Origin of the sequence: Kitasatospora sp. NPDC059803, assembly GCF_042732255.1 — a bacterium.
Taxonomy (GTDB): Bacteria; Actinomycetota; Actinomycetes; order Streptomycetales; family Streptomycetaceae; genus Kitasatospora.
The window spans coordinates 1-18371 of record NZ_JBHWIJ010000166.1; the positions used below are offsets into that span (position 1 = coordinate 1).

Here is an 18371-nt window from a genome sequence, read left to right on the forward strand (position 1 = left end):
GGGGGGGTGCCCCCCCGGGGGCGCGCAGGCGTGTCCTGCCTCAGCCTGGCCCGGCCCGGCCTGGCCCGGCCCGGCCCGGCCCGGCTCGGCTCGCCTTGGCTTGGCGTAGGGCGGGCCCGGACCGACCGCTGTCCAGGTCAAGTCTGCTGCGAGTACGTCGAGTTGACCCGAGATGAAGAGTTGGATCAGGGCTTTCGGCGGGCCGGGCCGGTCGCCATGCTGGTTGTCATGACCCGAACTCTACGCGCGTGGAAGTCCCGCGCCGCCGCCGTCACCGCCGTCGCCCTGATGACCCTCGCGCCCGTCGCGGTCGCCACCGAGGCGCACGCCGCGGTGAGCGGCTCGGTGTGCCTGTCCGCCCTGCCGTCGCAGGCGCGCACCACGCTCAACCTGATCGCCTCCGGCGGGCCCTTCCCGTACAGCCAGGACGGCGTGGTGTTCCAGAACAAGGAGCGCGTGCTGCCGAGCCAGTCCTACGGCTACTACCACGAGTACACCGTGGTGACGCCTGGCTCGCCGACCCGCGGCACCCGCCGGGTCGTCACCGGCCAGCGCACCCGCGAGGACTACTACACCGGCGACCACTACGTGACCTTCCGCCTGATCAACTTCGGCTGCTGACCACGCTGTTCACGCTCCAGGGCTCCCGGTACCCCCGGCGCAACGGGGGACCGGGAGCGCCGCGCCGTCGCCGTGTCACACCTCGGTGAGCGCCCTGCCCGAGGGCTGCGCGGCCGCACACGGTAGCGTCGCGGCACTGTCCGAGGAGCCCCGCGAGGCTCCGTCTCCTGGGAGGTCTCCGTGCCGCAGATCCTGGTCGACCACTCCGCCGGCCTCGCCCTCGACCAGGCGGGCTTCGCCGAGGAGGTCCACCGGCTGATCGCCGAGGTGATCGACACCACCGTGGCGGACTGTAAGACACTGTTCCGCCCGGCCGGGCGCCACGTGGTCGGCGACGGGGCGGACGGGCGCGCGGTGGTGCTGGTGGAGATCAAGATCCTGGCCGGCCGCAGCGCCGCGCAGCGCGCCGAGCTGACGGCCCGGGTGCTCGCCGCGCTTCAGGCCCGCCTCGACGTGCCCGCCGCGATCGGCGTGGAGGTCACCGAACTGGACCGCGAGACCTACCGCTTCGTCCACCACCCCGGCCGGTAGCACCACCCCGGCAGGTAGCACCGGGCCGCCGGGGGCGGCGGACCTCGCCGCGTCCGATACCGCGGCACCCCGATCGGTGCCATGCTGAGGCCATGACAGATCGGACCGGAACCACCCCGCCGCCCGAGGAGCCGCAAGCCGGCCGGAGGCGACGGGAGTTGGCCGCCGCCACGGTGGGCTCGGTGGTCGAGTCCTTCGACTGGAACATCTACGCCGTCCTCGCCCCGTACTTCGCGGCGGACCTCTTCGGGCACGGCAAGGGCGGGGTCAGCGGCCTGCTCGGGGCGTACGCGACCTTCGCGGTCGGGTTCGTCGCCCGGCCGGTCGGCTCGTACCTGATCGGGCGGCTCAGCGACACCCGGGGGCGGCGCTTCGCCCTGACCCTCGGCATGTCCGTGATCGCCGCCGCCAGCCTCGGCATCGCCGTGCTGCCGGACCAGCGGACGATCGGCGCCTGGGCGGCGGTCCTGGCCGTCGCCGCACGGGTGGTGCAGGGGCTGGCCTTCGGCGGGGAAGCGCCCAGCGTCGCCGCGTACGTGACCGAGACGGCCCCGCCCCGGCACCGCTTCGCGTTCAGCTCGGTCTCCTACGGCGGGATCATCGTCGGCTCGCTGCTCTCCTACGGGGTGCTCGCGCTGCTGCTGCACACCCTCGGCAAGTCCGGTGTGACCAACGGTGGTTGGCGCTGGGCCTTCGTGGTCGCTGCGCTGCTCGGGCTGGCCGCCGTCTGGGTGCGCCGGGCGGCCCCGGAGAGCGCGGAGTTCCGCCGCGCCCGGGCGGAGTCGACGGGCGCCCGCCCGCCGTTCCTGCGGGTGCTGCGCGAGCACCGCTGGGCGGTGCTCACCGTCTTCCTCAACACCCTGGGCGGGACGGTCGGTTACTACTTCGCCCTGGTCTACCTGCCGCAGTACGCCGCCGCCTACGGGGTGGTCGACCGGGAGGAGGCGACCTCCTTCATGACCGTGGTGCTCGCGGTGGTGCTGGCCACCATGCTGCTCAGCGGCGCCGCCGCCGACCGCTTCGGCCTGCTGCCGGTGGCCCGGGCCGGGTTCGCGCTGCCGGTGCTCCTGGTCCCGGTCCTGCTGATCGGGCTGCGGCAGGGCTGGCTGCCGTTCCAGGTCGTCGCCGTGCTGCTGGGGATGCTGGTGGCGACGGTGCTCGGGACGCTCAACGTCTTCACCGGCCTGCTGTTCCCGACGGAGGTCCGCGCCCTCGGCCTCGGAGTGGTCAACGCGGCCACCATCGCCGCGTTCGGCGGCTCCTTCCCGCTGCTCGCCGAGTGGCTGCACGACTACCACCGCCTCGGCCTGATCCCCGGCTACGTCACCCTCTGCACGCTGGGCCCGGCGCTCGGCCTCGTCACCGCCCTGCGGGTGCCGTCCTTCGTCGCCGCCGTGGGGGCTCCGGCGGTCAAGGCGCGCAGCGGTCGGGTACCGTCCCAAAGCGGCTGACGTTCGATCACGTCCTGTGGTTGAGTGGGACGGGAACGAACGTGCGGAAGGGCAAGACATGGAGAACAGCGGTCCGGACGGCTGGCTGACCGGGGTCCGGTTCGAGGAGGTGCCGCAGGTGGACCTGCGCACCGACCGCGCGCACCCGGCCCGGGTCTACGACTACCTGCTCGGCGGCAAGACCAACTTCCCGGTGGACCGCGAGGTCGGCGACCGCATCCTCGGGGAGTGGCCCGGCTCGCGCGCCGCCACCGTCGAGGCCCGCGCGGTGATGCACCGGATGGTCCGCCGCCTGGTCGAGGTGCACGGCGTCCGCCAGTTCCTGGACGTCGGCACCGGCATCCCCACCACGCCCAACCTGCACGAGGTCGTCCAGGCCGTCGACCCGTCCTGCCGGGTGGTGTACGTCGACAACGACCCGATCGTGCTCGCCCACTCGCGCGCGCTGCTCACCAGCACCCCCGAGGGCCGCACCGCCTACGTCGAGGGCGACCTGCGCGAGCCGGGGAGGTTCCTCGCCGATCCCGCGGTGGCCGCCACCCTGGACCTCGACCGGCCGGTCGCGCTGACGCTGATCAACATCGTGCACTTCCTCTCCGACGAGGCCGCGCACCCGCCGGTCCGCACGCTGGTCGACGCCCTGCCCTCCGGCAGCTTCCTCGCGTTGACCGCCGGCACCGCCGACTCGATTCCCGACCTGGTCGCGATCGGCTCCCGCCGCTACTCGGAGGCCGGAATCGAGAACCACCTGCGCCCCCGCGCGGGCGTCGAGCGCTTCTTCGCCGGGCTGGAACTGGACGACCCGGGCGTGGTGCTGATCAACCGCTGGCACCCGGAGCTGGGCGAGGGCCCGGTGCTCGGCGACCACGAGGTGGCGGCCTACGCGGGGCTGGGCCGCAAGCCGTAACGGCCTTGCGGCTTAACTGCCCAACGGCTTAACTGCCCTACGGCTTAACGGCTTAACGGCCTTACGGCGCCATGGTGAGCCCCGCCGCGCCCGCGTCCCGGCTGAGCACCACCGAGCGGATGTGCTCCAGGGCGCGGGCGTAGTCGGCGCGGCCAGGGTTGCGGCGGACGGCCTCGCGCAGGTCGAGCACCCGGTAGGGCGGCCCGAGGTCGGTGATCTGCGGGACGAACTCGGCGCGGCTCACCGTCCAGCGCAGCCCCGGCCGGGCGGGCGGGGTGACGGTGAAACGGGCGAGGGAGCTCCAGTTGCCGCGCGGGTCCTCGGCGCCGTCGTAGGTGAACATGTGCCCGGCGAGCTGGTCGCCGAGGCCGTAGACCGTCCAGGTGTCGCCGATCTTCTCGTAGGCCTGCGGGATGTGGGCGTGGGTGCCGAGGATCAGGTCGATGTCGGGTTGTCCGGGCGCCGGTTCGACGGCCAGCTCGCGGGCGAGGGTGAGCTGCTGCTCGTTCGGCGCGTCCTGCCACTCGGTGCCCCAGTGGACGCTGACCACCACGAGGTCCGCGCCGTCCGCCCGGGCGGCGCGCGCGTCGGCGAGGATCCGGTCCCGGTCGATCAGGTTGACCGCCCAGGGCTGGCCCTCGGGCGGCGCGATGTCATTGGTCCCGTAGGTGTAGGCGAGGTGGGCGACGGTGGCGCCGCCGGCCCGGAGCAGGGCGGGCCGGCCGGCCTCGTCGGCCGTCCGGGCGGAGCCGGTGTGGGCGAGGCCGACGGCGTCCATGGCGTCGAGGGTGCGTCGGATCCCGGCGGGGCCGTCGTCGAGGGTGTGGTTGGAGGCGGTGTCGCAGGAGGCGTAGCCCGTGTCCTTGAGGGCCCGGGCGACGTGCGGCGGGGACTTGAAGGTCGGGTAGCCGGTGTACGGTCCGCCGTCGGCGCCGTAGACCGTCTCCATGTGGCAGATGGCCAGGTCGGCGCCGCTGACCAGTGGTTTGATGCCGGCGAGCATGGCGGTGAAGTCGTATCCGCTCCCGCCGGCGTCCTCCTTGGCCTGCTGGATGATCTCGGTGTGCGGCAGGACGTCCCCGGTGGCGACCAGGGTGAACGGTCGCGGCCCGGTTGCGGTGGGGGTCGCCGTGGCGGCGGGCGGCGGGGCGGTGTCCGGGGCGCCGCAGCCCGGGAGGGCGAGGAACAGGGCGAGGGCCGCGGTGGCGGTCCGGCGGTGGGGCAGCAACATCGTCGGCTCGTCTCACGATCGGAAGGTGTGACTGGCCATCCGACTATGCGAGGCCCCGTCGACGGACCGCCGGACCCACGCCCGCAGGTCACCCGGGAGGCGCGTCACCCCCTGTACGTGGATGCCCCGAGTGTGGTGACATAGCCATGTCAACTTCGGGGTCGCGCTCGAAGCGCCAACGCGCTCGGACTGTCACCGCACTCGGAACGTGACCGCGCCGGCCCCGGCTCCGTGGACGATCGAAGGGGAAGCCCATGCTGCTCCGTGTACTGGCCACGACCGGAATCGCCGCAACCCTGTTCGCCTCGCCGGCCCTCGGCGCCGGCGCGCTCCCGACGCCGCCGGATCGGATCGTCATCGACGTCGCGACCGTCAACGGCTCCGGCTGCCCGGCGGGGACGGCCGCCGTGGCCGTCTCCCCGGACAACACCGCCTTCACCGTGACCTACAGCAGCTACCTCGCCCAGGTGGGGGTCGGCTCGAAGCCGACCGACTTCCGGAAGAACTGTCAGCTCAACCTGCGGGTGCACGTCCCCCAGGGCTTCACCTACGCGATCGCCTCCGCCGACTACCGCGGCTTCGCCCACCTGGAGAAGGGTGCGAGCGGCACCCAGCAGGCCAGCTACTACTTCCAGGGCGATCCTGCGACCGCCCAGCTGAGCCACCACTTCAACGGCCCCAAGGACGACAACTGGCAGGCGACCGACACCGTCGACGTCGCCGCCCTGGTCTTCGCCCCCTGCGGTGAGGAGCGCAACTTCAACATCAACACCGAACTGCGGGTCGGCGCCGGCAGCTCGGACCCGAACAGCACCACCAGCTTCATGACCATGGACTCGACGGACGGCAGCATCAACACCGTCTACCACCTCGCCTGGAAGCAGTGCCCCTGATCCCCGGCGCCTGATTCTCGGCGCCTGACCCCCGGGCCCTGTGCCCGACCCCCTGCGCCCGGCCCCGGCGGAGCCCCCGACCCCCGCGGGGCCCGACGCATGCCCTCCGTCGTACCGGTGGTGACCGTCCGTCATATCGATCGTTTCTGCATGCACATGTCTGTACAGTGCTCCGGGTCGACACCCCCACTCGGCAGGCGGAGCTCCATGACGATCGCACGCAGGTCCATTCTCAAGGGCACATCCGCGGCCGGCGCCGCGCTGGTCGCGGGCGGTGCGGCCGCCCAACCGGCCGCGGCGGCGGACCCGGAGACAGGCCCGGAGGCAAGCCAGGAGACAGGCCAGGAGACAGGCCAGGAGGCGGGGCCCGCCGCGAGCCCGCTGCTCCAGTCCACCCCGCACCGGACCGGGGCGCCCAGCGTGAGCGGGCTGCACCTGCAGTTCGGCACCGACCCGTCCGCCGACATGACGGTCTCCTGGATCACCCCGCAGTCCGTGCGCCGCCCGCAGGTCCGGCTCGGCTCACCGGACGGCGGCCTCGGCCGGGTCGTCGAGGCGCAGACCCGCACCTACCGGGACGCCCTCGGCAAGGAGGAGGTGTACGTCCACCACGCCCGCCTCACCGGCCTGCGCCCCGCCACCACCTACCTCTACACCGCCGGCCACGACGGTGCGAGCCCCGAGCCGGGCTCCTTCACCACCGCCCCGCGCGGCCGCGCGCCCTTCACCTTCACCAGCTTCGGGGACCAGGCCACCCCCAACCTCCGCCGCCAGGTGGTCTTCCCCGACGGCATGCCGTCACCGCTCGGCAAGTACCCGGTGTTCACCAGCAGCCAGGTCGGCACCCCGCACTCCGCCGACATCGTCGCCGCCGTCGAACGCGTCGGCCCGCTGTTCAACCTGGTCAACGGCGACCTCTGCTACGCCTCCTACAGCGGCCGGCACGGCCAGAGCCGCACGCTGACCTGGGCCGACTGGTTCATCAACAACAGCCGCTCGGCCCGGCTGCGCCCCTGGATGCCCTGCGCCGGTAACGGCGAGAACGAGGCCGGCAACGGCCCGATCGGCGCCCTCGGCTACCAGACCTACTTCGAACTGCCCGACTCCGCGGCCGCCGACGACGCGGAGACCCGGGGCATGTGGTACGCCTTCACGGTCGGCTCGGTGCGCTTCATCAGCCTGGCCAACGACGACGTGGCCATCCAGGACAGCGGCGACCACTATCTGCGCGGCTACTCCGGCGGGGCCCAGCGGCGCTGGCTGGAGCGCGAGTTGCGGTCGGCGCGGAGCAGCCGGGCGATCGACTGGATCGTGGTCTGCATGCACCACCCGATGATCTCCAGCTCGCAACACGGCGCCGGCAGCGACCTCGGCATCCGCGAGGCCTGGGGCCCGCTGTTCGACGCCTACGGGGTCGACCTGGTGGTCAGCGGCCACGAGCACTACTACGAGCGCTCCCACCCCGTCCGCGGGACCCTGCCCAACGACACCCGCACCCCGGTGCCGTCCGGCACCGACCTCCACACGGTCGACACCAGCCGCGGCACCGTCCACATGGTGATCGGCGCCGGCGGCAACGCCGCCACCACCCAGGACGACCTGTTCGGGGAGCCCAAGGGCCGGGTGGTCGTCGCCCTGGAGGACGCGCCGCGCCCGCCGGCCCCGTACCGGCAGTCCGTGTGGCTGACCGAGGACGCCCCGTGGGCCGCCGTCCAGGACCGGCAGCACACCCACGGCTTCGCGGCCTTCGACGTCGACCCCGGCGACCGGCGCGGCGGTCTGACCAGGATGCGGGTGACGTACTACACCTTCGACGGCCCGCACGGGGACCTCACCCCGGTCGACACCTTCACCCTGCAGCGGCCCCGCACCGACCGCCACTAGCGACGGGCCGTCAGCGCCGGAACAGGCCGGTCAACGTCCGCCACCAGCCGCGCCGTTGCGCCGGGATCCGGACGGCGGCCGGTGCCTCCGCCACCGCCTGCGCCTGCGCCTCCTCCACCGCCGGCGTGGGTTCGGGTGCGGTGACGGCCGCCGGGTCCGGGGCGTCGACCGGCTTGGAGTCGGGGTGCGGCTCGATCTCGCGCGGGGTGAACTCCACCGGCAGCTCCACCAGGTGCCGGGAGATCCAGGCGGAGGTCCAGGTCAGCTCCTCCTCCGGCACGGCGAGCCGAAGGTCCGGCAGGAGGGTCAGCAGGATGTCGATCCCGGCCTCGGCGACGGAGCGCCCGATGTCCTGGCCGGGGCACTCGTGCGGGCCGGCGCCGAAGGAGAGGTGGGAGCGGTTGCCGTACAGCGGGGTGGCCAGGTCGGGCCGGACGACCGGGTCGACGTTGCCGGCCGCGAGTCCGAGCAGCAGCAGGTCACCGGCCCTGATCTGCTGCCCGCCCAGCTCGGTGTCGACGGTCGCCCAGCGGCCGGCCACCAGCGACATCGGCGGGGAGTCCCACAGCACCTGGTCCAGCGCCTCGCCCAGGGTCATCTGACCGCCGGACAGGTGGGCGCGGAACCGGGGGTCGGTGAGCACCATCTTCAGGGTGTCCGCGATCAGGTTGACGGTGGTCTCGTTCGCGGCGAGCAGCACCACTCGCAGGTGCTCCATCACCTCGTCGTCGGTCAGCCCGGCCGGGTGCTCCAGCAGCCAGGTGACCAGGTCGCCGCCCGGGTCCTCGCGCTTGGCGGCCATCGTCCGGCGCAGGCTCGCCACCACGTACTCGTTGCTGGCGATGGCCGTCTCGGTGCCCTTCATCAGGTCCCGGGCGGCGTTCACCAGCTGCGGTCCGTACTCGTCGGGCATGCCGAGCAGCTGGGTCATGACGAGCATCGGCAGGTGCTCGGCGAACTGGGTGACCAGCTCGGCCCGGCCGGTCTGCCCGACCACCTGGACCAGCTCGGTGGTGAACCGCCGGACGTGGCGGCGCACGCCGCGCCGGTCGAAGCGGTTCAGGCCGTCCAGCACGGCGCCGCGCAGCCGCCGGTGCTCCTCGCCGTCCGCGAACACGCACAGCGGCTGCCAGGCGATCACCGGCATCAGCGGGGAGTCCATCGGGACGTCGCCGTCGCGGAACGCCGACCAGAGGCGGGAGTCGCGGGAGAACAGGGACGGCGAGCGCATCGCGGTGATGTTCGCGCCGTGGCCGAGGATCAGCCAGGCCGGGAGGTCCCCGTGCAGCAGGACCGGGGCCACCTCGCCGTGCTCGGCGCGCAGCTTCTCGTACAGGCCCGCCGGGTCGGCCTCGGCCTCCGGCCCGTACAGGCGCCGGACGCCGCCGGGGCCGAACGGTTCGAGGGCGTGCCCGTGGGCCGGGCAGCCGGGCGGTGGGGTGGGGGCGGCATCGTCGGGGAACGGGGTGCTCACGGGCTCTCCGGGGTCGGGTGGGGTCGGCGGTGCGGACGGGGGGTTCGGCAGGCGGGGCGCGCGGGCGGGCATGGCCGGCCCGGTCAGCGGGCGGTCGTCAGCGGGCGGTCGGGGCCGCGAGCTCGTACAGGTACCGCATCAGGGTCATCAGGGTGTCCCGGCTGGACTCGCGGCTGCGCGCGTCGCAGGCCACGATCGGCACCTCGGGCGGCAGGTCGAGGGCGGCCCGCAACTCGTCGACCGGGTGCGCCGGCGCCTCCGGGAAGTCGTTGACGGCCACCACGAAGGGCACGCCGCGGTCCTCCAGCCGCCCGATCACCTCGAAGCTGACCTCCAGCCGGCGGGTGTCCACCAGCACCACCGCGCCCAGGGCGCCCTCGAACAGGCCGTTCCAGAGGAACCAGAACCGCTCCTGCCCGGGGGTGCCGAACACGTACAGCACGAGCTGGTCGCTGATGCTGATCCGGCCGAAGTCCATCGCCACCGTGGTGGAGGTCTTGCGTTCGACCCCGGTGGGGTCGTCCACGCCGACCCCGGCCTGGGTCATGGTCTCCTCGGTGGTCAGCGGGCGGATCTCGCTGACCGAGCCGACCAGCGTCGTCTTGCCGACGCCGAAGCCGCCCACGATCACCACCTTGACCGCCATCGCGACGGAGTCCGGCAGCAGGTCCGAGGCGGCCGGCCCGACCACCGTGTCAGAGCCTTTGAAGTCCATGGATCACCGCCTCCAACAGGGCACGGTCGGGAAGTTCCGCCTTGGGGACGGCGGCGCGGGCCTCGATCCGCCCGTCGTCGAGCAGGTCCGCCAGCAGCACGGTGACGACGCTGGTGGGCAGTTCGAGGTAGGCGGAGACCTCCGCCACCGAGAGCGGCGAGCGGCACAGCCGCAGGATGGCCGCGTGCTCGGGCTGCATGGTGGGCGTCGGCTCCGCGCGGGAGACGATCAGGGTGACCAGGTCGAAGACGCCCGGTCCGGCCGGGCCGCTGCGGCCGCGGGTGATCACGTACAGGCGGGCGGGGTCGGGGCCGTCCCACCCGTTCTGGTCGGCCGTCGTCATGTGCCCGCCTCGCTGTGCTCGTTCATGTGCCCGCTCCGCGGTGCCGGGTCAGGCGGTCGCGGTCCCTGTCGCGGTCCCGCTCCCGGTCGCGACCGGGACGGCGCACCGCCCGCCGCTCCGGCCGGTTCACGCGACCACCTCGGGGTTGCGCGGGGGAGTGGCCAGGTGCTCGCCGATCCGGGCGACCAGGTCGCGCATCTGCTGGCCCACCAGTCCGGCGTCGACCCCCTCGTCGGCGAGCACCGCAAGGTACGCGCGGGAGGCGGCCGCCATCAGGTAGAAGAAGCCGCCGTCCACCTCGATCACCACCAGCCGCATCAAGCCGTCGCCGTGCGGGAACTCCTGCCCCACCGCCGCGGCCAGGCTCTGAAGCCCGGCGCAGGCGGCGGCGAGCCGGTCGGCGGTGTCCGGATCGGTGCCGTGCTGGGCGATCCGGAGGCCGTCGCCGGAGAGTACGACGATGTGGCGGATGTACGGCACGCTGTCCGCGAGGTCCTTGAGGATCCAGTCCATGTTGCTGCGGTGCGGAATCACTGCTCGCCCTTCCCTGCCGTCTCTTCACTGGTCTGACCGGCCGAACTCGCGGCCGGCCCATGGCCGTTGATCCCCTCGGTGAACGCCTCCAGCCAGAGGCCGGGCTGCACCGGCTCCTTGGCGTGACGCCCTCCCGTCCCCGGGGCGGGGCCCGCGGCCGGGTTGCCGTACTGTCCGGCGGTCCGGGCCGAGCCGGGGTAGCCCGCCGGGGGGGTCGGCGGGCGGCGCCGCCGCTGCGGCAGGCCGTTCGCGGTGCGCTCGGTGACCACCACCTCGTCGTCCCCCGGGCCCGGCCCGCTCGGCGCCCACGGACCGGACGCCCCGAAGGACGGTCCGGCGGACGGCCCCGCCACGCCGGTCGTCGCCGCCCGCGCCCCCCACGGCCGCGACGGGGCCGCCGACTTGGGAGGGTTCGCCGGGAGCGGCCGGGGGCCGGAGAACGCGCCGATCCCGTGCGCCCGGCCGGTCGGGGGCGCGGTGGTGACCAACTCCTGCGGCACCACCAGCACGACCCGGACGCCGCCGTAGGCGGAGCGGCGCAGCGAGATCTGGAAGCCGTACGCCTGGCACAGCCGGCCGACCACCGCGAAGCCCAGCCGGGGCGACTCGGTGAGGTCGTCCAGGTCCTTGGAGACCTGGGCCTCGCGCAGACTGCGCTCGGCGCGGATCCGGGCCTCGTCGGTCAGGCCGAGGCCGCCGTCCTCGATCTCGATCGCTATGCCGCTCTGCACCTCGGCGGCGCTCAGGTGCACATGGGTGTGCGGCGGCGAGTAGCGGGTGGCGTTGTCGAGCAGTTCGGAGACGGCGTGGATCAGCGGCTCGACGGCCGGTCCGATCACCGAAACCTGGGCCACCGGGTGCAGGTCCACCCGCTGGTACTCCAGGATGCGCGACATGCCGCCGCGCAGCACGCTGTAGAGCGCCACCGGCCTGGTCCACTGACGGCCGGGGCGGGCGCCGGACAGGACGGCGATGCTGTCGGCGAGGCGGCCGGTCAGCGCGTTGCCGTGGTCCAGGCGCAGCAGGTCGTCGAAGACCGCCGGGTCGTTGCCGTGCCGGTCCTCCATCTCGCGCAGGTCCTTGGCCTGCCGGTGGATGATGGCCTGCACCCGGCGGGCGATGTTGACGAAGGCCCGCTCGGCGGAGTCGCGCCGGTTCACCTCGTCGTCGACGGCGACGATGATCCCGCGCACCACCGACTCCAGCGCGCCCCGGAACTTCGGCGCGGCCAGCGGATCGCGCACCTGGTACGACCGGGCCAGGCTGTCCATCGACGCGCCGTACCGGACCCGGGCCACCAGCCTCGGCAGCTCCTCCTTCGCCAGCCGCACCGCCTCGGCCTCCTGGCCGGCCAGCCGCCGCTGCAACTCGCCCACCTGCCGGGCGTGCTGCTCTCGCAACGCGGCCAGCGCACGCCCCCGACGGGCCGACTCGGCGGCCACCACGGCCACCAGCACGGTGCCCGTCGCCCCGCACCAGAGCACCTCCGTACGGACCCCGGCGGACACCACCGCCGCGGCGGCCGCCACGGCCGCCGCCATCACGGCGGTGGGCAGCAGCCACCCGAGCAGGGGCGCGGACGGCCGTCTGGCGGGTGATGATCCAGCTCGAAGCATTCTCGGCATCCTCAAACGATCGGAACAGTACGGGGACGGGCGACGGCCGGCGCCGGAGGCATGGTGATGCAGCATAGCCAAGTTCAGGACAATCCTGACGGAAGTTCAAGAATCCAGCTGTACAGCCGACTTGTCCTGCCGTGCCGGACATGCCGGACATCTCGCACACCAGTCTCAGCCCCGGCCGGCCGCCGTCCCGCCACCAGGCTTCTCGCCCCGCCCCGCCCGCACCGCCAACCCGCCCCGGATTCGCTCATGCGAAGGGTTTCTTCGCCAATTCCCCGTTCCGAAAGACGAGTTCGTGCTACGGGACGCCCCTGCGCGATTCCCGACCGGACGGCCCAAGGGAAATTCCGGCGGGAGACTGCATCCGTCTGCGCTCCCGCCGTGGCGGCTCCTAAGGTCATCGCATGAACGATCACGGCCAAACGGCAGACCCCCTGGGCCAGACCCTGTGCCGACTCATGGGTGACGCGACCTGGAAGAGCATGCTGGCCGAGGCCTTCGAGCGCCGGCATCCGATCGGCGCCACCCTGCTGCGCCAGGCGGAGCCCGGAACGCACGTGCTCGCCCTGCTGAGCGGGGTGGCGAAGGTGACCCGACGGGAGCGCACCGGAGACGTCAGGCTGCTGGCGTTCCGCGGCCCCGGTGAACTGCTCGGCGAGGTGGCCGTGCTGGACGACGGGGTCCGTTCGGCGAGCGTCGAGGCGATCTCGGACTGCACGGTCGCGGTCCTCACCAAGGCCGCGTTCCTGCGGTTCGTCACGGACCAGGGCCTGTTCCCGGTGATGGTCCGCTACGCCATGGGCAGGCTGCGGGAATCGGACCTCGCCCGCACCGGCGGCGACATCGTGGCCCGGCTGGCGGCCGCCCTGGCCGCTTTGGCCGACGTCTCCGCGGACCCGGCGGGGCCGCCGGGTCGGCGCACGGAACTCGCCCTGACCCGTGACGAACTGGCCCAGCACCTCGGGGTGTCCCGGAACACCGTCACCGCGGGCCTGGCCGAACTCGGCTCCCACCAGGTCCACGCCGGACGGAAGTCGATCGTCATCGGCGACCTGTCCGCGCTCCGGCGGGTGGCCGGCGGGGCGCGTGACTGACGTGGCGCCGGTTCGTCCGGAGGAGCCCGCGCGACTGACGCCACGTCAGTTCGTGTGACGGGCGTCACCAGGTTTCCGCACTGAGCGAGCACACCGCACGGCGCGCGCTCGCGAAGCTTGGGGCACACGGTCCGCACGGGAACCACAAGGAGCACAGATGTCGCAGTCCGACCAGCCGATGCCCGAGGCCAGCGCCCTGCCCTACAGCCGGAGCCGCCAGCTGCCGCCGTACCGGGGCATCGTGGCAGTCGACGCCAAGGACTTCACCGGCTACCCGGCCATCGAGCACGGCATGATCAGCCAGGCCGTCCCGAAGGTCCTCCAGTGGTCCTTCGAGCGCGCCGGGCTCGCCGAGGTCTGGCACGGCCGCCGGTTCCCCGCCTCCACCGGCGACGGCTACGTCTTCGGCTTCGACCCCGCGTGGATGCCGTTCCTGATCCACCCGTGGCTGCACACCCTCCAGGAGGTGCTGACCGAGTTCAACGTGCACTCGGTCGGGACGGTGCGGATCCGGCTGCGGGTCAGCCTCCACATCGGGCCGCTGCCCGACTCCGGCGGCGAGTTCGACGGCAACGGCACGCCCCGCAACGACACCCACCGCCTGCTCGACTCCCGCCCGGTGAAGGCCATGCTGGCCGCCTCCAACGAGAGCATCACCCAGGTCGCCGCCATCCTGTCCGACCGCTGCTACCAGGACGCGGTGGCGGGCGGATTCACCGGCCGTCACCCCGACCACTTCATCGAGGTGCCGGCCACCGTAGAGGGCAAGCAGTTCGACCAGCGGGCCTGGCTGTACGTGCCCGCTCCCTCAGGGAACCTCTACGACCGCCGCATCCTGGGCGACGCCGTGGTCGGGGAGCACGAGCGGGCGCAGGCCGCGGCGGCGGAGCCCTCGGCCGGGCAGGCGGACGGCGGCCGCGCGGGAGGCGGGCCGGTGAGCTACCAGGCCGACCGCGGAAACATCAACAACGGTACGGTGCACGGCAGCCAGCAGGTCACCAACGTGGAGGGCGGCCAGCAGGTCACCAAGGTGGAGGGCGACCAGCGGGTCACCAAGGTGCGCGGCGACTCCTTCGGGGGCGACTACGTGGCGGGCCACAAGGCCGGTACGGTCCACGGCAACCAGGGCGACACCTTCCACGGTGACAAGAAGGAGCGCCGCCGGTGAGCGCCGAGGAGCGGCCGTCCGGCGGCGGCCAGTCCGGCGACCGCCCCGACGGCCCGGCGTCCAACGGCCGGGCGCCCGACCAGGGCGGGACCGAGCCCGGATACCCGGACCCGGACGACGCCGACGACTTCGCCGACCCCGACCGGGAGTTCCTCAGCCGGCTCGGCCGCTGGGCGGCCCCCGGTGGGCCCCATCTGATCTACGCCCCGAACGGCAACATCAACACCGGCGCGGTGCACGGGGACCAGCGCGTCGAGAACGCCGGCGCGACGTCCGCCCCGGGCGGCCCACACGTGGAGGCGCATGAAGGCCCGATCTCCGCACTGGAGATCCTGGAGGCGCGGGCCGGCTTCGCCCAGCCCGAGTGGTTCCCCTCGGCACTGCGGCAGTTGGACACCGGCCTGCTGTTCCTGGCGGGCGAGCCCGGCACCGGGCGCCGCACCGCGGCCCTCAACCTGCTGTCCCAGCACAGCGGGCAGAGTGTGAAGCTGCGCGCGCTCGACAGCGACGAGGACCTGTCCACCTGGCGCCCCCGCGACGCCGAGGCCCGCGGGTACCTGGTGCACGGCCTGCTGCCCACCCTCCGGCTGGGCCCGGCGGTGGTCGCCAACCTCCGCCGCCTGCTGGCGGATGCGAGGGCGCGCATGGTGGTCATGCTGCCGCACGACCCGGACCTGCTCCGCAGCCTCGCCCGCGACCTGGACCTCACCCCGGTGCGCTGCGTGCCCCCGCCACCCGGCGCGGTCTTCGAGGCCCGTCTGAAGGCCGCCGTCCCCGACCCCGACCGGCGTCGGCACCTGCTGGAGCGGCTGCGGCCGGGACTGGACGACCTCCTGGCGTCGGAACTGGTCCCCGCCCAGGTCGCCGAACTGGTCGCCGAGGTGGCCAGGGCCGGTGACGAGGGACCCGACCTCGCCGATCTCCGCAGGCGGCTCAGCTTCCTCGCCGAGAAGGAGGTCCCCGACCTGCTGAAGAAGCTGCACGACGACCCGGACGGACTCGCGTTCCTGCTGGCGACCAGCGTCTTCGAAGGACTCGACCACCGGATCGTCCGGGACGAGGCCGACCGGCTGCTCACGCTGGCCGATGGCCGTCTCGACGCCGTCCTGCCGACGGGCGGTGACGACGGCCAGACCGGTGGGGTGAGCCGGGAGGCTCCCCGCCCGAACCCGCGGTTCGTCTTCCGGCGGTCGCTGGACGAACTCCTGGCGACCGTCCGCGCCGAGTGCGCGCCCGGTGAGATCCGGGCGACCTCCCGCTACACGTACACGGTGGAGCCGGTGCGCTTCACCCGGCACCGCCAGGCCGAGACGGTGCTGCGGCACGTCTGGCGGCAGTACGGCGAACTGTCCAGGTTGCTGACCGATTGGATGGACACGGTCTCCGAAAAGGACCCCGAACTGGCCGTGCCCCTGGGCCGGGTGATGGGACTGGCCGCCGGCTGGGGCGGCGGCCGGCGCGCCCTGCGCGACATCGTCAAGCTGGCCCGGTCCGAGAGTCAACGGAGTCGCCACACCGCAGCGTTTGCGCTCGGCATCGCGGCGCAGGACCCGGTCCTGGCCGGCGAGGTCAAGTACAACCTCAACCGGTGGAGCCGGGAGGGTGGTTGGAGGACGCGTTCCACGGTCGCCTACGCGTGCGGAAAGGACTACGGGACGTCCCGTCCGGAGCTCGCGCTGTCGCTGCTGCGGGGCTGCTACCGGGGGCAGGAGGGGGACGAGAGGGCGGTCGCTACAGCCGTCGACGATGCGCTGTGGGAGCTCTTCGCCTCAGGCAACCAGCCGGTCGTCCTGCGCGAGCTGGTGGACTGGGCGGACCGCCCGGGGCACGGGGCCGAACTCGCGCTCCGGACCTTCCCCCGACTGCTGAGGGACCGCGCCTGGTTCCAGGGCCAGTTGCTCACCGTCGGCGAGTTCACCGACACCGTGATCACCTTCATCCGGCGATCGCTCGACGACGACGGTCTCTTCGACGAGACCTGCACCGCGTTGCTCTCCTGGTGCGCCTCGGCGGTCTGGAACGAACAGCTGCGCGCCGTCGTGGAGACGCTGCTGACCGCGCTCGCCCAGGAGATGAGCCGCGGTGAGCTGCGCCTGTTCGTCGAGATCGACGCCGCCGACAACCCCGACCTGGCCGGACGGCACATCGCCCAGCACGCCCTGGACGCCTGGCGCCGGGGCGAACCGCAGCCGTACCGGCCCGCCCCTGCCGATGGAGGAGCCCGATGACCGCCGACAGCGACCCGCCCGTCTACGCCCGCGCCACCCAGGCGCCGTGGCGGGAGATCCTGCGCCACCGCTGGTCCGGGCGGCGCGACCGTGCGCTCGTCCTGCTGGACCGGGACGGGCTCTACCACCAGGTGGGGCACCGCCGCCGCGCCCGCGCCGATGAGGACCCGGACCTGGAGGGCCCGGTGGCCGTCCGGACGGGCCTGCGCGGATTCGACGAGGCCTACCTGGTCGAGCTCGACGAGCGGTCCGGGACGCGGGCGGTCGGCCTGTCGACCCCGTACGGCACGAAGTCGGTGGACGTCCACGTCCTGTGGTGGGCGCACGACGCCGTGAACGTCGTGCGGGCGCGGACCGTGCGGGGCTGGCTGCCGGTCCGCAAGGACCTCGAACAGCGTCTGCGCCAGCTCAAGGAGCAGTTCGCCACCGCCGGGCACGGGCTGACCGAGGCCGAGCTGATGCACTACCTCGCGACACCCCACCTCCTGCCGCACTGCGGCCTCGGCTACCGCGTCACGGACGTGTCCGCCCGGGAGCACGACGCCGAACTGCGGCTCGGGGAGCCGGACGGGGCCGGCGTGCCCTACAACTGGATGGACAAGAGCGAGGACGAGTACGCGTTCTGCCGGCGGGCCGTTCAGGAGGGCCCGGTGTCGCTCGCGGCGCTCTGGCTGGCCAGACACCCGGACCAGGTCCGGGAGGTCCTGGACTGGGCGGTCGGCCACGCCGACCTGCTCCGGGGTGAGACCACCTGGCAGGACCAACTGGCGATGATGCTCGGCAAGTTGAGCGAGCAGGAGAGGCAGGAGCTGTCCCGGATGCTGCGCGACCGGTTGGTCGCGTTCGGGCGCCGGGTGCCCGGCCCCGGGCCGCAGGGCCCTGGGCCGGAGTTCGTCAAGATCCGCTCGCAGGCCAACGGCTGGGCGGGCGGCGTGGCGAACGGGAGCCCGGTGTGACCGCCGCCGGCATACCCGGCGGCCGGGTGCCAACCGCGCCGACCGCCGCCTCTACCGCCGTCTCTACCACCGCCCCGGACTCCGCCCCGAGCCCGTCGGCGGTGGCGGCGATCGAGCGCCTGGTGGCCGCCAACAGCATGGAGCTCACCCGGGCCGACGCCAAGGCCGCCGTGTTCCTGGCGTTCACCGGCGCGGTCCTCGGGGTGTTCATCCCGCTGGGCGGGGGCGGCGGGAGCGGCGGCGGATCCGGGCCCCGGGCCTGGGCGGTCCCGTTCCTGTGGTGGAGCGCGGTGGCGAGCGCGCTGCTGGCCGTCGCCTGCTTCGTGGCCGCCCTCGCCCCCCGGTACCGGAAGGGCGAGCGGCAGGCCCCGACCAGCCCGGCCTACTTCGGGCACATCGCGCCGGGTGCGGGGGTGGAGCGGCTGCGCCGCGCCTTCGAATGCGGGGGTCGTGATCCGGTGGGGGCGCTGTTGTCCTCGCTGGCCGGGACCAGTGCGATCATCCGGGCGAAGTACCGCTGGATCGAGGCCGGAACCGCCGTGCTGCTCCTCGCACTGCCCCAGTTCGCGCTGACCCTGCGGCCGGTCTGAGTTGCGGTCCCGTCCACGGTCCGCCCCAGGGCTCCTGGGCGGGGGGGCCCTCAGGGCACGACGACGGTCGCGCGGTAGCCCGTGATCTCCAGGTCCACGCGGTCCCGGGCGGCGTGCATGGCCAGCAGG

Annotated in this window: 17 protein-coding genes; 11 read left to right on the forward strand and 6 right to left on the reverse strand. The window is 73.4% G+C overall.

Annotation, left to right across the window (positions count from 1 at the left end; translation table 11 throughout):
* The first annotated feature begins 288 nt into the window (after window positions 1-288).
* The 4 genes from ACFV6I_RS24330 (at window position 289) to ACFV6I_RS24345 (ending at window position 3510) form a co-directional block, all read left to right on the forward strand.
* Complete coding sequence (locus ACFV6I_RS24330; RefSeq protein ID WP_244293569.1) at window positions 289-621, forward strand: ribonuclease domain-containing protein; 333 nt, start codon at window positions 289-291, stop codon at window positions 619-621.
* A 180-nt stretch (window positions 622-801) separates the two neighbouring features.
* On the forward strand, window positions 802-1152 hold the full coding sequence (locus ACFV6I_RS24335) for a 5-carboxymethyl-2-hydroxymuconate Delta-isomerase (protein WP_063345936.1): 351 nt from the start codon (window positions 802-804) through the stop codon (window positions 1150-1152).
* A gap of 92 nt (window positions 1153-1244) precedes the next feature.
* The gene (locus ACFV6I_RS24340) at window positions 1245-2603 is read left to right on the forward strand and encodes an MFS transporter (RefSeq protein WP_380427586.1); all 1359 of its coding nucleotides are present in this window, start codon (window positions 1245-1247) and stop codon (window positions 2601-2603) included.
* Between the two features lie 58 nt (window positions 2604-2661).
* The gene (locus tag ACFV6I_RS24345; protein WP_380427588.1) at window positions 2662-3510 is read left to right on the forward strand and encodes an SAM-dependent methyltransferase; all 849 of its coding nucleotides are present in this window, start codon (window positions 2662-2664) and stop codon (window positions 3508-3510) included.
* A 61-nt stretch (window positions 3511-3571) separates the two neighbouring features.
* Here the strand turns inward: ACFV6I_RS24345 and ACFV6I_RS24350 are convergent, their stop codons facing one another.
* Window positions 3572-4741: a CapA family protein gene (locus tag ACFV6I_RS24350; protein WP_380427590.1), complete on the reverse strand. Its 1170-nt coding sequence runs from the start codon at window positions 4739-4741 to the stop codon at window positions 3572-3574.
* A gap of 254 nt (window positions 4742-4995) precedes the next feature.
* Here ACFV6I_RS24350 and ACFV6I_RS24355 point away from each other — a divergent pair, with 254 nt between their 5' ends.
* Entirely contained in the window at window positions 4996-5634 is a 639-nt protein-coding gene (locus ACFV6I_RS24355; protein ID WP_063345932.1) for a DUF4360 domain-containing protein, read from the forward strand.
* Between the two features lie 207 nt (window positions 5635-5841).
* A complete protein-coding gene (locus ACFV6I_RS24360; RefSeq protein ID WP_380427592.1) occupies window positions 5842-7518 on the forward strand; it encodes a purple acid phosphatase family protein in 1677 nt (558 codons plus the stop codon).
* A 10-nt stretch (window positions 7519-7528) separates the two neighbouring features.
* Here the strand turns inward: ACFV6I_RS24360 and ACFV6I_RS24365 are convergent, their stop codons facing one another.
* The 5 genes from ACFV6I_RS24365 to ACFV6I_RS24385 form a co-directional block, all read right to left on the reverse strand.
* Window positions 7529-8992: a cytochrome P450 gene (locus ACFV6I_RS24365; protein ID WP_380427594.1), complete on the reverse strand. Its 1464-nt coding sequence runs from the start codon at window positions 8990-8992 to the stop codon at window positions 7529-7531.
* A gap of 97 nt (window positions 8993-9089) precedes the next feature.
* Window positions 9090-9707, reverse strand: coding sequence for an ATP/GTP-binding protein (locus ACFV6I_RS24370; RefSeq protein ID WP_063345929.1), 618 nt, complete (start codon window positions 9705-9707; stop codon window positions 9090-9092).
* Window positions 9688-10050 (reverse strand): DUF742 domain-containing protein, encoded by a 363-nt coding sequence (locus ACFV6I_RS24375; protein WP_380427596.1) that lies wholly within the window; start codon window positions 10048-10050, stop codon window positions 9688-9690. The genes ACFV6I_RS24370 and ACFV6I_RS24375 overlap by 20 nt, the downstream gene beginning before the upstream one ends.
* Before the next feature lie 126 nt (window positions 10051-10176).
* On the reverse strand, window positions 10177-10563 hold the full coding sequence (locus tag ACFV6I_RS24380; RefSeq protein WP_380427598.1) for a roadblock/LC7 domain-containing protein: 387 nt from the start codon (window positions 10561-10563) through the stop codon (window positions 10177-10179).
* 17 nt (window positions 10564-10580) lie between these two features.
* The gene (locus ACFV6I_RS24385; RefSeq protein ID WP_380427600.1) at window positions 10581-12200 is read right to left on the reverse strand and encodes a sensor histidine kinase; all 1620 of its coding nucleotides are present in this window, start codon (window positions 12198-12200) and stop codon (window positions 10581-10583) included.
* Window positions 12201-12664: 464 nt separating this feature from the next.
* Between ACFV6I_RS24385 and ACFV6I_RS24390 the strand changes: the two genes are divergently transcribed.
* The 5 genes from ACFV6I_RS24390 to ACFV6I_RS24410 all read left to right on the forward strand — a co-directional run bounded on the left by ACFV6I_RS24390 (window position 12665) and on the right by ACFV6I_RS24410 (window position 18242).
* Window positions 12665-13300, forward strand: a complete 636-nt coding sequence (locus ACFV6I_RS24390; protein ID WP_380427602.1) for a Crp/Fnr family transcriptional regulator — start codon at window positions 12665-12667, stop codon at window positions 13298-13300.
* A 157-nt stretch (window positions 13301-13457) separates the two neighbouring features.
* Window positions 13458-14468, forward strand: a complete 1011-nt coding sequence (locus ACFV6I_RS24395; protein ID WP_063345925.1) for a hypothetical protein — start codon at window positions 13458-13460, stop codon at window positions 14466-14468.
* A complete protein-coding gene (locus ACFV6I_RS24400) occupies window positions 14465-16696 on the forward strand; it encodes a hypothetical protein (protein WP_380427604.1) in 2232 nt (743 codons plus the stop codon). The genes ACFV6I_RS24395 and ACFV6I_RS24400 overlap by 4 nt, the downstream gene beginning before the upstream one ends.
* Entirely contained in the window at window positions 16693-17652 is a 960-nt protein-coding gene (locus ACFV6I_RS24405) for a hypothetical protein (protein WP_380427606.1), read from the forward strand. Before ACFV6I_RS24400 ends, ACFV6I_RS24405 begins: the two co-directional genes overlap by 4 nt.
* The gene (locus ACFV6I_RS24410; protein ID WP_380427608.1) at window positions 17649-18242 is read left to right on the forward strand and encodes a Pycsar system effector family protein; all 594 of its coding nucleotides are present in this window, start codon (window positions 17649-17651) and stop codon (window positions 18240-18242) included. The genes ACFV6I_RS24405 and ACFV6I_RS24410 overlap by 4 nt, the downstream gene beginning before the upstream one ends.
* Window positions 18243-18371: the final 129 nt, after the last annotated feature.

Coding starts and splice junctions, on each gene's coding strand:
- ACFV6I_RS24330 (WP_244293569.1), top strand. CDS start 289: ATGACCCTCGCGCCCGTCGCGGTCGCCACCGAGGCGCACGCCGCGGTG.
- ACFV6I_RS24340 (WP_380427586.1), top strand. CDS start 1,245: ATGACAGATCGGACCGGAACCACCCCGCCGCCCGAGGAGCCGCAAGCC.
- ACFV6I_RS24345 (WP_380427588.1), top strand. CDS start 2,662: ATGGAGAACAGCGGTCCGGACGGCTGGCTGACCGGGGTCCGGTTCGAG.
- ACFV6I_RS24350 (WP_380427590.1), bottom strand. CDS start 4,741: ATGTTGCTGCCCCACCGCCGGACCGCCACCGCGGCCCTCGCCCTGTTC.
- ACFV6I_RS24355 (WP_063345932.1), top strand. CDS start 4,996: ATGCTGCTCCGTGTACTGGCCACGACCGGAATCGCCGCAACCCTGTTC.
- ACFV6I_RS24360 (WP_380427592.1), top strand. CDS start 5,842: ATGACGATCGCACGCAGGTCCATTCTCAAGGGCACATCCGCGGCCGGC.
- ACFV6I_RS24370 (WP_063345929.1), bottom strand. CDS start 9,707: ATGGACTTCAAAGGCTCTGACACGGTGGTCGGGCCGGCCGCCTCGGAC.
- ACFV6I_RS24375 (WP_380427596.1), bottom strand. CDS start 10,050: ATGACGACGGCCGACCAGAACGGGTGGGACGGCCCCGACCCCGCCCGC.
- ACFV6I_RS24380 (WP_380427598.1), bottom strand. CDS start 10,563: ATGGACTGGATCCTCAAGGACCTCGCGGACAGCGTGCCGTACATCCGC.
- ACFV6I_RS24385 (WP_380427600.1), bottom strand. CDS start 12,200: ATGCTTCGAGCTGGATCATCACCCGCCAGACGGCCGTCCGCGCCCCTG.
- ACFV6I_RS24390 (WP_380427602.1), top strand. CDS start 12,665: ATGGGTGACGCGACCTGGAAGAGCATGCTGGCCGAGGCCTTCGAGCGC.
- ACFV6I_RS24395 (WP_063345925.1), top strand. CDS start 13,458: ATGTCGCAGTCCGACCAGCCGATGCCCGAGGCCAGCGCCCTGCCCTAC.
- ACFV6I_RS24405 (WP_380427606.1), top strand. CDS start 16,693: ATGACCGCCGACAGCGACCCGCCCGTCTACGCCCGCGCCACCCAGGCG.